The sequence below is a fragment of the Variovorax sp. Sphag1AA genome (assembly GCF_014192575.1).
Classification (GTDB): domain Bacteria; phylum Pseudomonadota; class Gammaproteobacteria; order Burkholderiales; family Burkholderiaceae_C; genus Variovorax.
In genome coordinates, this window is record NZ_JACHYC010000008.1 from 26,686 (window position 1) to 40,608 (window position 13,923).

General features: G+C 65.3%; 9 protein-coding genes. 3 read left to right on the forward strand and 6 right to left on the reverse strand.

Annotated elements, in window-relative coordinates; genetic code table 11:
- The first annotated feature begins 37 nt into the window (after positions 1-37).
- Positions 38-1,144 (forward strand): outer membrane protein assembly factor BamC, encoded by a 1,107-nt coding sequence (gene bamC / locus FHW64_RS28185; RefSeq protein ID WP_184531565.1) that lies wholly within the window; start codon positions 38-40, stop codon positions 1,142-1,144.
- Between the two features lie 7 nt (positions 1,145-1,151).
- Here bamC and bamA read toward each other — a convergent pair whose 3' ends face one another.
- Positions 1,152-3,539 (reverse strand): outer membrane protein assembly factor BamA, encoded by a 2,388-nt coding sequence (gene bamA, locus FHW64_RS28190; RefSeq protein ID WP_184531566.1) that lies wholly within the window; start codon positions 3,537-3,539, stop codon positions 1,152-1,154.
- A gap of 190 nt (positions 3,540-3,729) precedes the next feature.
- Between bamA and FHW64_RS28195 the strand changes: the two genes are divergently transcribed.
- A complete protein-coding gene (locus tag FHW64_RS28195; protein WP_184531567.1) occupies positions 3,730-4,185 on the forward strand; it encodes a hypothetical protein in 456 nt (151 codons plus the stop codon).
- On the opposite strand, the gene FHW64_RS28200 is transcribed toward FHW64_RS28195, so the two are convergent.
- The 5 genes from FHW64_RS28200 to FHW64_RS28220 form a co-directional block, all read right to left on the reverse strand.
- Entirely contained in the window at positions 4,104-6,506 is a 2,403-nt protein-coding gene (locus FHW64_RS28200) for a phosphocholine-specific phospholipase C (RefSeq protein ID WP_184531568.1), read from the reverse strand. The two genes, FHW64_RS28195 and FHW64_RS28200, sit on opposite strands and share 82 nt — an antisense overlap.
- Before the next feature lie 203 nt (positions 6,507-6,709).
- Positions 6,710-8,980 (reverse strand): catalase/peroxidase HPI, encoded by a 2,271-nt coding sequence (gene katG / locus FHW64_RS28205; RefSeq protein WP_184531569.1) that lies wholly within the window; start codon positions 8,978-8,980, stop codon positions 6,710-6,712.
- A 126-nt stretch (positions 8,981-9,106) separates the two neighbouring features.
- Positions 9,107-9,526, reverse strand: coding sequence for a hypothetical protein (locus tag FHW64_RS28210; protein ID WP_184531570.1), 420 nt, complete (start codon positions 9,524-9,526; stop codon positions 9,107-9,109).
- Positions 9,527-9,633: 107 nt separating this feature from the next.
- On the reverse strand, positions 9,634-11,991 hold the full coding sequence (locus tag FHW64_RS28215; protein ID WP_184531571.1) for a cytochrome P450/oxidoreductase: 2,358 nt from the start codon (positions 11,989-11,991) through the stop codon (positions 9,634-9,636).
- A gap of 10 nt (positions 11,992-12,001) precedes the next feature.
- On the reverse strand, positions 12,002-12,970 hold the full coding sequence (locus FHW64_RS28220) for a tripartite tricarboxylate transporter substrate binding protein (protein WP_184531572.1): 969 nt from the start codon (positions 12,968-12,970) through the stop codon (positions 12,002-12,004).
- A 104-nt stretch (positions 12,971-13,074) separates the two neighbouring features.
- On the opposite strand from FHW64_RS28220, the gene FHW64_RS28225 reads away from it, so the two are divergent.
- Positions 13,075-13,911, forward strand: coding sequence for an IclR family transcriptional regulator (locus FHW64_RS28225; protein WP_184531573.1), 837 nt, complete (start codon positions 13,075-13,077; stop codon positions 13,909-13,911).
- The last annotated feature ends 12 nt before the right edge of the window (positions 13,912-13,923 follow it).

Below are 13,923 nucleotides of genomic sequence, written 5' to 3' on the forward strand. Positions count from 1 at the left end.
GACCCCTTTTTCGGGGGTCCGATTCCCGAAAGATCCGATGAGTTTCACACCTTCCCGCCTCGCCCTGTGCGCCATCAGCCTGGGCCTGGCCGCATGCAGTACCCCCCAGGACGACAACCTCCGCTACCAGAGCACCAACAAGGCCAAGGCCAGTTCGCTGGCCACGCCGCCCGATGTCACGCAGCTCATGAGCACCCAGGGCGGCATCGCCTCGCCCCGGGTGGCTTCCGCCAGCGACTATCACGCCGCACGACCGCAGACGACCGCACCTTCCACCGCACCCGATGCGATCGGCGACGTGCGCATGGAAAGCGAGGGCCGCCACCGCTGGCTCGTGGTCGGCCGCACGCCGGAGCAGCTCTGGGAGCCGCTGCGCAAGTTCTGGCAGGACAACGGCTTCGTGCTCGACACCGACCAACCGGAGCGGCGCATCATGGAGACGGACTGGGCAGAAAGCCACGCCAAGGTCTCGACGGGTCTGGTCCGCGATGCGGTCGCCTCTCTCGCTTCGACGCCCGAGTTGTCGCAAGGCACGGCGGAGATGGACCGTTTCCGGACCCGGCTGGAACAGGTCCCCGGCGGCACGGAAATCTACGTCAGCCATCGCGGGATGCGCGAGGTCGCCGACACATCGCGCGATGCCCACACCGCCTGGCTCACACAGCCGGCCGATGCCGAGCTCGAGGCCGAATGGCTGCGCCGCATGATGGCCCGCCTTGGCGAAGTTCCTGGCGCCGCTACAACCACCGCGGCTCAAGCCCCCGTCGCACCGAAGCGCGGCCCGCAGATCATTGACCCAAAAGGACAGCCGACGCTGCAACTGGCCGAGAACTTCGACCTCGCCTGGCGGCACGTCGGCCTCGCGCTGGACCGCACCGGCTTCACGGTCGAAGACCGCAACCGCAGCGAAGGCACCTACTTCGTCCGCTACGTGCCGCCGAACCTTGGCAAAGAGCCCGGCGCCTTCGCGAAGCTGATCGACTTCGTTCATCCGGGCCCGGTGGCCGCGCCGCTCAAGCTCGGCATCCAGGTGCGCAGCGACAACGACACGAGCGCTGTGACGGTCATCGGCCGCGCCAATGCCACGGTGGCACCCGCCGATGCGTTGCGCATCGTGCAGGTGATCGCGGCGGATCTTCAGTAGTCTCGACTCAGAACGACGTACCGATCTGGAACTGGATGCGCTGCAGGCGGTCGGCCGCGATGCCGTTCGCCTCATCCAGCTTCTGATAGGTGATCGGCAGCGCATACGCAAGCCGCAGCGGGCCCAGCGGTGAGATCCAGCTGATGCCGATGCCCATCGACGAGCGCAGCTTGTTCTGCGCAGTCCACTGCGCATCGGTCATCGACGCGGTGCGATCGGAGAACACATTGCCCGCATCGAAGAAGCCATAGAGCCGCAGCGAACGATCGTTGCCTGCACCCGGGAAAGGCGTGCTGAGCTCCATGTTGAAGATGGCCTTCTTCGTGCCGCCAAGCGCCCCACCCGTGACCGCGTCCGTCGGCCCGAGCGAGTTCTGCTCGAAGCCACGGATCGATCCGAGACCGCCGGCATAGAAGTTCTTGAAGATCGGGAACGTCGTGTTGCCGTATGGCGTGGCATAGCCCAGCTGTCCGTTGAAAGACAGCGTGTACTGCTTCGACAGCGGCACGTACTGCTGATAGCTGTACTGGCTCTTCAGGTAGCGCAGTTCGGAGCCCACGCCCACTTCGAGGTTGGCCGACTGCAGCCGCCCGCGCGTCGGCACCAGTGCACTGTCGCGATCGTCACGCGACCAGCCGATGGTGAACGGCACGCCGATCACGTTACCTTTCGCACAAACCACGCTCGGCACCGTGCCCGAGCACTCGAAGTAGTCCAGGTAGGCCTGCGGCGTCGCGGTGTAGACGTATGAGCCATCGACAAGCGTGTATGACCCGTTGGTGCCGGGCGAGAAGCTGTAGCGCTCCAGGCCCAGCCCGAAGTACACCGTGTTCAACTCGTTGAAGGGCACGCCGAAGCGGATCGCGCCGCCATCGTTCGTAAGCTTGTAGTTGCCGTCGGCCGAGTAGTAGGGCCGCGTAGTCGTGTGATAGAGGCTCAGGGTTCGCGAGATGCCGTCTTTCGTGAAGTACGGATCGGTCGCGGTCAGCGAGATCGATTTGTTGTACGAACTCGTGTTGACCTGCAGCCCGAGGTAGTTCCCTGAGCCGAAGAGGTTCTCCTGCGTGATGCCGAAGGTCAGCGACACCTTGTCGGTCGTCGAATAGCCGGCCCCGAGCTGCAGGCTGCCCGTGGGCTTTTCTTTCACAGTGACCAGCACGTCGACCTGGTCGGGCGCGCCGGACACCTCCTGCGTTTGCACATCGACATCGCTGAAGTAGCCCAGCCGGTCCACGCGATCGCGCGAGAGCTTGATCTTGTCGCCGTCATACCAGGATGCTTCAAACTGCCGGAACTCGCGGCGGATGACTTCGTCCCGCGTGCGATCGTTGCCGGACACGACCACGCGCCGCACCGACACGCGGCGTGACGGCTCGGACTTCAGCGTGAGGTTCACACGACCTTTCTCGCGATCGATCTCCGGCACCGGCTGCACTTGCGCGAACGCATAGCCGAAGCTGCCGAAGTAGTCGGTGAACGCCTTCACGGTCGCATTGACGTCCTCGGCGTTGTACGGCTCGCCGGCGCGGATCTGCACGAGTGACTTGAACTCTTCGTCACGTCCGAAATAGTTGCCCGCCAGTTTCACGCCCGACACGACGAACTTCTCGCCTTCCGAGATGTTGACCGTGATGGTGAGGTCCTGACGGTCCGGCGAAATCGCCACCTGCGTGGAGTCGATGTTGAACTCGAGGTAACCGCGCGTAAGGTAGTAGGAGCGCAGCGTTTCGAGGTCCGCGTTGAGCTTCGCGCGCGAGTACTGATTCGACTTGGTGTACCAGCTCAGCATCGTGCCGCTGTCCTGGTCGAACAGGTTCACGAGCGTCTTCTCGCTGAATGCCTTGTTGCCCACGATGCGCACTTCGCGAATGTGAGCCACCTCGCCTTCGGTCACCGTGAACGTGAGGTTCACGCGATTGCGTTCGATGGGCGTCACGGTGGTGACGATCTGCGCGTTGTAGAGACTGCGGCTCACATACTGCCGCTTGAGTTCTTGTTCAGCGCGATCCGCGAGCGCCTTGTCGAAGGGCCGCCCGTCGGCAAGACCGACCTCGCGCAGCGCCTTGACCAGGGCCGCCTTGTCGAATTCCTTCGCGCCGACAAAGTCGACGTCGGCCACTGTGGGGCGCTCCTCCACGATGACAACGAGCACGTTGTTGACCACATCGATGCGGGCGTCCTTGAACAGCCCCAGATCGAAAAGCGCGCGGATGGCGTTCGCGCCGGTCTCATCGGTGTAGGTGTCGCCGACGTGCACCGGCAGCGTCGCGAAGATCGTGCCGACCTCGACACGCTGAAGGCCTTCGACGCGGATGTCCTTGACGGTGAATGGTTCGATGGCCCAGGTCGTCGATGCAAGGAGCGTCGACGCCAAGGCCAGGATGGCGCGCCTCATTCGGCGGCGGCTTCCAGGACTTGGGGGGAATGAAACGAGAGATGCAGGCGGGGCCCGCAGTACGAAACAGAAGATGCGTGCATCCCGCGAATGCTGCGCGTCAATCTGGGAAAGATTGGGGAGCACGCTCCCCGATTTTTCCTCTTTCGCTCACTAGATTCGCGACTCGTTTTCCGCCAAGCCAACGCCCATGAGCCCTGTCGCAGACAAGATCAAACGCGCACGATGCGCCGTCGACAACGTGATGCTGGAACTGTTCGATGCACAGATCGTCGAAGGCGCGCGTCATTCGCGCCTCGTGGGTATCGCGAGCGATTGCAACGAGCAGAGTCTTGTTGCGGCGCGCTCGATCGCCGCCGACCAGCGAACGGATGCAGGCCTGCACATGTGCCTGGCCGTTGCATCCGCAGCGCTCGAGGTCAGCCGGACGCTGCTCGGCAGGACCGAGGACGCGGGCATCGACGACGACGAACGCATGCTGCAGCACTGCGCGCAGGACGCCGCACTCGTGGTCGAGGCGGCCCTGCGCGCCCGCGCGATCCTGTCCGATCGATTGCCGGTTCCTCAGAAGCGATCCGCGAGGCCCATCGCCGGATCGCTCACCGAGTGCCTGCCGGTTTCCACACGGCCCGCGAAGCGGCGATAGAAGCTCGGGTCGGCATCGCAGGTGACGACGAAGTCGTACCAGTTGCCGCTGTCGTCCAGGCTCCAGCGCACGCTCGCGTCGTCGCCGCCCTTGGCGCGCAGCGTCCACGAACCATCACGGTTGCTCGCAATGGCAGCGTTGCCGTCGCGATGGTCGTCGTGGTCGTTGTTGCCCTTGCCGTTTCCCCAACCGTTGTGGTTGCCGTTGTCGTGATGGTCATCCTTGCCGGCAGCGCCGCGGCCGTCCGGGCGCGGATACGTGCCGTTCGAGCGCACCGTGAAGACACAGTCGCGACGGCCATCGTTGCGCACCTGCAGGTGGATGTCGCCGCGGCGGCGGTCGTAGCCCACGCGAATCTCCGGCACCGCTGCGCCATTGCCGCGCAGTTTGTTCATGTCGCCCTTGAACTGGCGGTGGAAGCCATTCGGGCCCAGCACCCACAGGTCGTACAGGCCCGCGTTGTCGCTCATCGCGGCCCAGTAGTCGCTGAGTTGCTTGCCCGGCTCGACCACGTAGCGACGCGGCAGACGGTCCGACAGGTGCAGCTTGTCGTAGACGTGGAACACGGCAGCGGCGCGCCCGCTGTTCGCGAACAGCACTTGCACGCGGCCATTGAGCAGATCCGCGCGCGCGCTCGTGTGCAGTTCGTACGGCAGCGCGCGCGACGGACGCACGCCGGTGGCCTGCACCGGCAGAACGAGGTCAGTGGTCGGATTGATCTTGGGCAGCGCCTGCTGCGCCAGCGTCAGCGCATCGGCCTCGTCCTTGGTCTTGCGGCCGGCCAGCGTGGGCAAGGGCTCGTCATTGGGGCGCTCGAAGTTGAAGGCGCTGATGAGATCGCTGCACACCGCGCGGCGATGCGCGCCGATCTGCGGCTCGACCACGCCGAACACCTTCTCGAGGAAGAGCAGCGTCGAGGTGTGATCGCTGACCTGCGAGTTGACCCAGCCGCCACGGCTCCACGGCGACACCACCCACAGCGGCACGCGCGGGCCGGGGCCGTAAGGACGACCGTCGATCGCAGGCTGGCTCGTGGTTGCCGGTGCGTAGTTGTGGTACTCCACAGCGGTATCCGCGGCAGAGAGCGTGCTGGCGCCTGCGAGCGTGCCGTCCGCATTGCGCGAAGGCACTGCGGGTGACGGCAGATGGTCGAAGAAGCCGTCGTTCTCGTCGAAGTTGATCAGGAGCACCGTCTTGCTCCAGACCTCGGGGTTGGCGGTGAGCGCATCCAGCACCTGCTGCACATACCAGCCGCCCTTGGCCGGGCTCGACGGTCCGGGGTGCTCGCTGTACGCGGACGGCGCGATGATCCACGACACCGCCGGCAGCTTGCCGTTCTGGATGTCGTCACGGAAGGTTTCGAGGAAGCCGTACGGCATCGTGTTGTGGAAGCCCTTTGCGAGCGGGCTCAGTGCATCGTCCACCACCGGGTCGTAGAACGGACCCGCGGCGGTCACGGGCTGCGTGATATCGGTCGAGGCGACGTAGATCGGGCGGCGCGATTCAGGCATCTGCTCGATCGCGGCGCGCCAGTGGCGGAAGCCCATCATCTCGTTGCAGCCGTAGTTGTCGATCAGGCTCTGGTAGACCTTCCACTTCACGCCGGCCTTCTCGAGGCGATCGGCATAGGTGGTCCAGGTCCAGCCCTGCGTGGACGGGCCGATGTCGTTGCCACCATTGAACTGGTTGTTCAGCGCCGCGACGTTCACCTTGGTGCCATCGACGGGACTGACGCCGTTCGGGCCATTGGTGCCGCTCCAGTAGAAGAGCCGGTTCGCGATCGTGCCCGTGTGCATGCCGCAGTGATAGTGGTCGCACAGCGTGAAAGCATCGGCGAGCGCACGCTGGAAAGGCACTTCTGCGTTCTCGTAATAGCCCAGCGAGAGAAGGTTCTTCGCATCGGGCCACTTGTCCATGCGGCCGTGGTCCCACGCCGCCTGCGAGTCGGACCATGTGTGCGGCGTGCTGCCCGCGCGCTGCGCGTTGCCCTTGCTCGCGTCGAGATGGTAGGGAACGTAGGTGGCCGTCGGCGTGACCTTGGTGTACGTCTGATAGAAGACATTCTTGCCGTTCGAGGTCGGCACCGCAAAACGATCACCGAAACCGCGCACACCCTTGAAGGTGCCGAAGTAGCTGTCGAACGAACGGTTCTCCTGCATCAGCAACACGACGTGCTTGACGTCCTTGACGGTGCCCGTCTCGTGATGCGCGGGGATCGCGAGTGCGCGTCGGATGCTCGGGGGGAATGCAGCTAGCGTCGCTGCAGCGATGCCGGAGGTGGCGGTGCTTTGAAGAAATTTTCGGCGAGAGTTGTTGGTCATACTTTTTTCTGCTCGTTGAAAAAGATGGGGCGCGTTGCGCGCGCGAGGTGCGTCGGGGGAGACGCGGCGCAAGGCTAGACAGCGCGCGTGTCATCGGCATGACCGGCGCATGTCACGCACTTCACGAACGAGGAGCAGGAAAAAATTCAGGCGGGCCGGCGTGAACCGGCCCGCCTGAACGACGGGTCAATGGACGAAGCGACTCAGCTCGCCAGGTCGAAGCGATCCAGGTTCATCACCTTCGTCCAGGCGGCCACGAAGTCATCGGCAAACTTCTTCTTGGCATCCGAGCTTGCGTAGACCTCCGCGATCGCGCGCAGCTGCGAGTTCGATCCGAAGACGAGGTCCACGCGTGTGGCGGTCCACTTCGCCTTTCCGCCCTTGCGGTCGCTGCCTTCGAACTCCTCCTTGGCGTCCGAGGTGGGTTTCCACTCGGTGCCCATGTCGAGCAGGTTGACGAAGTAATCGTTGCTCAACGTGCCCGGCTTCTGCGTGAAGACGCCGTGCTTGGAGCCGCCGGCGTTTGCACCCAGGACGCGCAGGCCGCCGATGAGCACCGTCATCTCGGGCGCGGTCAGCGTGAGCAGTTGCGCCTTGTCGATCAGGATGGCTTCGGTCGGCACCGCAAACCGCGACTTCGCGTAGTTGCGGAAACCATCGGCCACTGGCTCCAGCGGTCCGAAGGATTCGACGTCGGTCTGCTCCTGCGAGGCATCGGTGCGGCCGGGGGAGAACGGCACCGTCACATCCTGGCCAGCATCCTTCGCTGCCTTCTCGACTGCAGCATTGCCCGCGAGCACGATCAGGTCAGCCAGCGAGATCTTCTTGCCGCCGCTTTGCGCGCCATTGAACTTCTCGCGGATGCCTTCCAGCGTCTGCAGCACCTTGGCAAGCTGGTCGGGCTGATTGACGGCCCAATCCTTCTGCGGCGCGAGACGGATGCGCGCGCCGTTCGCGCCACCGCGCTTGTCGGAGCCGCGGAAGGTCGAAGCCGAAGCCCATGCGGTCGAGACGAGCTGCGGCACCGTCAGTCCGGAGGCCAGCACGTCCTTCTTGAGCGCGGCGACATCCTTCGCATCGACCAGCGGGTGGTCGACCTTCGGCACCGGGTCTTGCCAGATCAGTTGCTCGGCCGGAACTTCGGGGCCGAGGTAGCGGGCGATCGGGCCCATGTCGCGGTGCGTGAGCTTGAACCATGCGCGCGCGAAGGCGTCGGCGAACTGGTCGGGATGCTCCATGAAGCGGCGCGAGATCTTCTCGTAGACCGGATCGAAACGCAGCGACAGGTCCGTCGTCAGCATCGTTGGCACCAGCTTCTTGGACGGATCGTGCGCATGCGGGATGGTCGCGCCCGCACCCTTGGCGACCCACTGCTGCGCACCCGCCGGGCTCTTGGTCAGCTCGTATTCGTAGCCGAACAGGTTCCAGAAGAAGTTGTTGCTCCACTTTGTCGGCGTGGTGGTCCAGGTGACTTCCAGGCCGCTGGTGATGGTGTCGCCGCCCTTGCCGGAGCCGAATGCGTTCTTCCAGCCCAGGCCCTGCTCTTCGAGATCGGCCGCTTCGGGCTCGTGCCCCACATTGCTGGCGGGGCCGGCGCCGTGGGTCTTGCCGAAGGTGTGGCCGCCCGCGATCAGCGCAACGGTTTCCTCGTCGTTCATCGCCATCCGGCCGAAGGTGTCGCGGATGTCCTTTGCTGCAGCGAGCGGGTCGGGATTGCCGTCCGGGCCTTCGGGGTTGACGTAGATCAGGCCCATCTGGACGGCTGCGAGCGGGTTCTCCAGATCGCGTGTGTGCGGCACCTGGCTGTCGTCGTCCTTGACGAGCACGCCGCGGTCCTTCTCGACGCCCGGCGAGCCCTTGGAATAGCGGATGTCGCCTCCGAGCCATGTCGTTTCACGGCCCCAATACACGTCCTGGTCCGGCTCCCAGACATCGGCGCGTCCGCCGCCGAAGCCGAAGGTCTTGAAGCCCATCGTTTCGAGCGCAACGTTGCCCGTGAGGACCATCAGGTCGGCCCACGAAATGCTCTGGCCGTACTTCTGCTTGATCGGCCACAGCAGGCGACGGGCCTTGTCGAGGCTGACGTTGTCCGGCCAGCTGTTGAGTGGGGCAAAACGCTGCTGGCCGCGTCCACCGCCTCCGCGCCCATCGCCGGTCCGATAGGTGCCCGTGCTATGCCAGGCCATGCGGATGAAGAGCGGACCGTAGTGGCCGAAGTCGGCGGGCCACCAGTCCTGCGAGTCAGTCATGAGGTCGGCGATGTCCTTCTTGAGCGCCGCGTAGTCCAGGCTCTTGAACGCCTTCCTGTACTCGAAGTCCGCGCCTAGCGGATCTGACTTGGAAGAATGCTGATGAAGCAGGTCGAGGCGCAATTGCTGCGGCCACCAGTCGCGGTTGCCGGTGCCACCGCTGGCCCGGCTGCTGAACGGGCACTTGGCTTCCGTCTTATCGTCTACAGTCTTTTCGCTACTCATGTGAGCCACTCCTTGGGTTGTATCGTGGGACGAAGGGGCATTCTGTGGCCAAACCCGTTTTGGTGCGACCAAAAACGACTATGGCGACGATAGCGAGCGTTGACGGTAAGCTGCTGATGTGCTTGCCTATCTCCTGACGCGCCGCACGCGAGGGAAAAACCAGTTGCGACTTGGCTTCGTCCAGAGCAGCGCGACGCCGACCAGGCACAGCACCGCCTCGACGCCCTCAAACAGCAGATCACCCTCGGCGACAGGCTGGTCAATCCCGCCGGTCACGAGATCAAGGAGATTGGGCAGCTCCAGCACCACCAGCAGCACGCTCAGGAGGATGGCCGCCCACCGCGCCCGTCCGACAACCTGCCAGAGCAGGTAGGCCACCACCAGCATGACCGCGCCGACGACCATCAGCCCGTAGACCTGGCCGTCGCCCGGCAGGTCGTTCAGCGCAATGAGCCAGGAGACGAGGTCGACAGCAAGCGCAAGAGACAAAAGGACGACCGCCACGAAGACGGTCGTCGGTTTGCGGGGATAGTCAACAACGGCCACCGGCCCTCCATCGGAAATTGGGAAGGGCTCCATTCTCCCGCCAGCATCTGCCTGATTCCTGACAAGCCTGTGACGCAGGCCCCGGCCGCGCTGGGCCGGGCACGCGTTCAGAGCTCCAGCACGAGCTTCTCGCCCCCGCAGGCACGCGAGCAGCAGGCCATCATCCTGGCGCCGGCATCCCGCTCTGCGCGGGTGAGCACCACGTCGCGGTGATCGATCCGCCCGCCCAGCACTCGCACCTCGCAGGAGCCGCACAGGCCTTCCTCGCAATCGCTCTGCACGTCGATGTTGGCGCCGCGCAGCGCATTCAACAGGGTCTGGTCGGCCGGCACGTGCACGACGATGCCGGAGTCCTTCAGTTCGACTTCAAAAGCCTGCTCGCGCGAAGGGTCGAGCGTGCGCAGCGTCGATTCGAAATGCTCGATGTGCAGCGTGTCCTCGGGCCATGCGGCGCATTGGCTTTCGAGCGCGGTCAGCATGCGCTTCGGGCCGCAGGCATACACCTGCGTGCCCGGCTCGGGCGTGGAGAGCAGCGCTGCAAGATCGTTGCGACGGCCTTCGTCGCCCGCATAGACCACCAGCCGATCGCTGTGCATCGCGGCGAGCTCGTCGAGCATCGCCATGCTGGAGCGGGAGCGGCCGCTGTAGTGCAGCGTGTAGTCGATGCCCAATGCCCTCGCGCGACGCGCCATCGCGCTCACCGGCGTGATCCCGATGCCGCCCGCGATGAAGATCACCTTCTTCGCCGACTCGTCGAGATGGAAGTGATTGCGCGGCCCGCGGATCTTGAGCTTGTCGCCGGCCTTCACGTTCGCATGGACCCACGCCGAACCGCCGCGTCCCTCGGGCTCGTGCAGCACCGCGATCTCGAGGGCATTCGCGTCGTCGGGATCACCGCACAGCGAGTACTGCCGCGACAGATCCGGATGCCCGCATTCGATGTCGATGTGCGACCCCGGCGTCCAGCGCGGCATCGGCCGGCCGTCTGGCGCGACGAGGCGCAGCCTCACGATGCCGTCGGCCGCTCGTGTGACGCGCTCGACCACCACGGGCCGCGTGATCGCGCCCTTCGACGGTTCGCCGACGCGCACCGGCACCGGGACTTCCGGTTCTCGCAACGCAGGCTGCGCGCGTTCGGGATTCAGCGCCGCGTCCCATTCGACCCATAGGTGCTCGGGTCCGCGGAATGAGGTATTGGGCACATAGCTGAACTGCTGCTCCGCAAGCCGCATGTGCGGCAGCCGGCGCGCGAACTCTTCCAGGAAGATCTGCATCTCCATGCGCGCGAGGTTCTTGCCCATGCACTGGTGCGAACCGTAACCAAAGGTGAGATGGTCGCTAGCGTTGTCACGGCGGATGTCGAAGAAGTCCGCATCCGCGAAGTGCGCCTGGTCGTGGTTGGCCGACGAGGTGACGATCAGCAGCTTCGATCCCTTCGGCAGATCGACGCCGCCCACCTGCGTATCGGCCGTGACGATGCGACGCCATGCGGCCACCGAGCCGTTGTGTCGCAGGCATTCCTCGACCGCATTGGGAATCAGGCTCGGGTCTTCACAGACCTCGCGCCATACGTCGGGGTGCTGCAGCAGCAGCTTCATCGCATTCGCAGTCGCGTTCGCGGTGGTCTCGTGAGCGGCGACGATGCCGGCCATCATCATCGAGTGCAGGTACGAATCGGTGACGACCTCGGGCAGCTCGCGCTGCTTGCGAAGGCCGTACTGCATCCAGCCGCCGCCTTCCGGGTTCTCGCGCATCTTGTCGAGAACCTTGCCGGCGAACTGCCAGAAGTTGCCGACCGCATGCGCGACCGCGACCTGCTCTTCCGGTTTCGGCCGACCCCAGGTGTTGACCGTGTGCGCGATCGAATACTTGCGCAGCGTGTCCATGTCCTCCTCGGGCACGCCGAGGAAATGCAGGGCGACAGTGAGCGGGACTTCCCACAGCATCTGATCGACGAGATCCGCGCGGCCGTCTTCGATGAAGCGGTCGACATACTCGCGCGCGAGCTGCCGGACCATCGGCTCGTGGTGCTTGAGCTCCTCGGGCGTGAACGGGTCCATCAGCGCACGGCGGCGCGGCATGTGCGCGGGTTCGTCCTCGTTGACCAGCGTGCGATTCAACGCAAAGCCGTAGGAAGCCAACACCGCGTTCGCCTCATCGCCGGTCGGCGTGATCTTCTCGAGCGCGATGGCGGGGCTGAAGGTGATGTTGTCGCGGAAGATCGCCTTGATGTCGTCGTAGCGCGTGACCACCCAGTAGCCCAGCTTCGGGCTCCAGAAGATCGGCTCCTTCTCGCGCGCCCAGCGCACGTACTCGGGCGGGTCCTGCTGGTAGCCATCTTCGAAAGGGTCGAAGTCGGCCGCGCGCTGACTCACCGGGCAGCCGGTCGGCGTGCGCTCGGCGGAGAGCGCACCATGCGCCACAGGACAGCCGGTGGCTCGGCGAGGGACATCAACAGAGCTCATCGCGCGCACCTCAATCCAGCGTGATCTTCAAGTCGCGGATGAGCTTCTGCCACTTGTCGGATTCGGTCTTGAGCAGCGCCGCGAACTGCGCCGGCGTGTCGCCGACCGGCTCGACGCCGAAGTCGATTAGGCGCTTGCGCACCGCCGGATCGTTGATCGCCGCGACCACCTGCTTGTTGATGGCAGCGATCGTCGCGGGCGGCGTGCCGGCCGGCACCACCATGCCGACGAGCGCTGCGGCTTCGACGTTCTTGTAGCCCAGCTCCGCGAAGGTCGGCACATCCGGCAGCTGTGGCAAGCGCGTTGCGTTCGCCACCGCGAGCGCCTTGACCTTGCCGCCCTTGATGAAGGCCGCGCCCGCCGCGAGGTCGACCATCATGGCGGGAATCTGGCCGCCGGCCACGTCGGCCAGTGCCGGTGCGGCGCCACGGTAGGGTGCGTGGGTCATCTCGATGCCGGCTTCGGACTTCAGCAATTCCATCGCGAGGTGATGCGGGCTGCCCGCGCCGGCCGAGCCGTAGTTGAAGCCGCCGGACTTGGCCTTCGCCTGCGCGATGAAGTCCTTGGCGTCCTTCACCTGGATGCCGGGGCCGACGACCAGGATCATCGGGAAGCGGCCCATCAGCGTGACCGGCGCGAGGTCCTTGGTCGGGTTGTAGCTCAGCGACTTGTAGAGCACCGGGTTGAACACCAGCGTGCCGTTGTCCGCCGACAGCACCGTGTAGCCGTCGGCCGCGGCGCGTGCGACTTCGGAGGCGCCGAGCGCCGTGTTGCCGCCCGGCTTGTTGTCCACCAGCACCGGTTGGCCCGCCTGCGTCGACCATGTCTGGCCGATGGTTCGCGCAAGGAAGTCCGAACCACCGCCCGCCGCATAGGGCACGACCCAACGCACCGACTTGGTCGGGAACGCCTGCTGGGCGAAGGCGGACATCGGCAGGACAGGCAGCGCCAGGAGCGCGGCGACAAGCAGCTTCTTCATCGGGTTGAATCCTTTGGAATAATTTGCGTAATTGTTCTACGCTATGCGTAATTCACCACTTGGGGTTTCTACCGACCCCTGCCCCCTGAGTACGATCCAGCGCCATGAGAAAGACCCGCAAGACCGACGCATCCACCGAAACGAGCGCGCCGCCGCGCGTGCTGGAGCGCCGGCAGCGCGTGCAGTCCGCCGAGACCGGCATGGCGGTTCTGAAGACCCTCTCGGCCATGGGTGGCAGCGCCAGCCTGAGCGCCCTGGCGGCGCAGCTCGACGAAAGTCCGGCCAAGGTCCATCGCTATCTCGCGAGCCTGATCCAGGAAGGGCTGGTCGATCAGGACGCCGGCTCGCAGCGCTACTTCCTCGGCCCCGAACTCATTCGCATCGGCCTCACCGCGATGCGTCAGGCCGAGCCCATCCGTCTCGTCGAACCGGCGTTGGTGCGCCTGCGCGAGCAACTCGAAGTCACCTGCTTCGTCGCGCTGATGGGCAACAAGGGGCCGACCATCATGCGATTCGAAGAGCCCGGCCTGCCGGTGACGGTCAATGTGCGCGCGGGCAGCGTGATGTCGCTGGTGTGGTCGGCCACCGGCCGCGTCTTTCTCGGGCTGCTCGACGAAGCCCGCGTGCGGACGCTCGCCGAAGAAGAACTCGCGGCAGCAACGCCCGAGATGCTCGCGATGCTGCCGACGCCGGACCCGATCGCACAGTTGCAGAAGGAAGTCCGCGCGGCAGGATGCGCGATCGTGCGGGATGTCTACCTGCGCGGCATCAGCGCGGTCGCTGCGCCGGTCTACGACTTCACCGGGCGCGTGTGCGCGGTGATCACCGCGCTCGGCGCGACCGGCGGCTTCGATCCCTCGGCCGATGGCGTGATCGCGACGGCGCTACGGCGCGAGGCCGAAGCGACGAGCGCGAAGCTCGGTCACGCGCCGCCGAACTAGCGACATGCGCCT